The sequence below is a fragment of the Gemmata algarum genome, from assembly GCF_034097035.1.
GTDB lineage: Bacteria > Planctomycetota > Planctomycetia > Gemmatales > Gemmataceae > Gemmata > Gemmata algarum.
The window spans coordinates 1-1,527 of sequence record NZ_JAXBLV010000076.1 but is presented as its reverse complement, the minus strand read 5'-3'; the positions used below and the strand labels follow the sequence as shown (position 1 = coordinate 1,527).

General features: G+C 69.2%; 2 protein-coding genes. Both read left to right on the top strand.

Features of this window, described 5'->3' with window-relative positions; all coding sequences use genetic code 11:
* On the top strand, nucleotides 1-335 hold a 335-nt coding region (locus tag R5W23_RS07645; protein ID WP_320685824.1), incomplete at its 5' end, for a hypothetical protein.
* Nucleotides 336-405: 70 nt separating this feature from the next.
* A complete protein-coding gene (locus R5W23_RS07640) occupies nucleotides 406-1,515 on the top strand; it encodes a LysR family transcriptional regulator (RefSeq protein ID WP_320685823.1) in 1,110 nt (369 codons plus the stop codon).
* The last annotated feature ends 12 nt before the right edge of the window (nucleotides 1,516-1,527 follow it).

Genomic DNA, 1,527 nt, shown 5'->3' with positions numbered 1-1,527 from the left:
CAGATCTCGCCAAGCAGTGGGGTAAAATCGTCGCCAGGCACGCCTACGGCGACAGTGGGCCGGGGCTCGATGTGGACTTCGACCAGATGGAGCAGATCGCCGCCGCGGCCACCGCCGGGCTGGCCGCCGGCACACTCGAACACCTCGCCGAGCGACAAGCCCAGCGACTCCCCGACGAGTCGCCCTGTCCCGCCTGCCAGAAGCCCGGCCGTTTGAGCACACGGCCCCGCCAGGTGGTCGCACGCGGGGCGACCATCACCCTGCAAGAACCCATCGCCCACTGCCCCGCCTGTCGCCGGGACTTTTTCCCCCCAACGACCCCACCTCAAACTTGACGCCCACGGGTACAGCCCCTCCGTACTCGCCAAGGTCGTCCACGCCGGGGGGGGACTCCGGTCGTTCGAGTTGGCCGCCCGAACCCTCCGGCTCCTGGCCGACGTGTCGATCAGCGGTCGGCACGTCGGGCGACTGACCGAGGCGGTCGGTGCCGAGTTGGTCGCCACACGCGACGAGCAGGCCGAGGCCCACCGCCGCCGCAAACTCGACGCCCGGGTTCCCAACACGCCGGACGTGGTGGCCGTCGAGGTCGACGGCGGCCGCTACCAGTGCCGCGCCCGGGGGCACGGGTGCGGGGCGCGATCCCCGCAGTGGCGTGAGGACAAGGTCGCGTGCCTGGTCACACTCACCAGCACGGCGCACGACACCGACCCGCAACCGGAACCGCCCGCGTGCTTCCTCGACCGCACGCACGTCGGGAACATGACGCAATGCTCCGTCGCGAGAGCGCCCGGCATCGCAGGCGGAGCGGCCGATCCTCCGGTCGTGTCGTCCCCGGAGAGGATCGGCTGGCAACCGGAGCGTGTGGTGCGGACGTGCGTGGCGACGACACGCGACCGCGAAGCGTTCGGCCGTCTGGTGGGTGCGGAGGCGAAGGCGAGGAACGTCGAGGCCGCGGGCCGTCGTGCGTTCGTGGGTGACGGTCAGGCGTACAACTGGGCGATCCAGAAGCGTTGGTTCGCGGAGTACGTGGCGGTGGTGGACGTCATCCACGTGTTGGGCTACGTGTGGCAAGCGGCGCGTGCGAGCGGCGGCAGCGACGCCGAGCAGTGGAACCGATACGTGCGCGGGATGCGTGGCGGCTGGCAGGGCCGTGTGTCCGAGGTACTCGCGGAAATGGACCGCGAGCAAGAACGGATCGGTGAGCCACCGGAGGACGCGGAGCACACGGACGTGCGTGTGGTACTCGAGCGGGCGCGTGGGTACTTGAAGAACAATGCGGATCGGATGAAGTACCCGGAGTATCGGAAGGCGGGGCGACCGGTGACCAGTTCGTGGGTGGAGTCGTTGATCAAGGAGGTCAACTACCGGGTGAAGGGAACCGAGAAGTTCTGGAATGAGGACGGTGCCGAGAGCGTGCGAGCGGTGCGAGCGGCCGTCCTGAGTGACGACGAACGACTCGCCAAGCACCTCGCCGCTCGACCCGGTTCGCCCTTCTACCGGCGAACCGCTGCCTGATTACAAACCCGG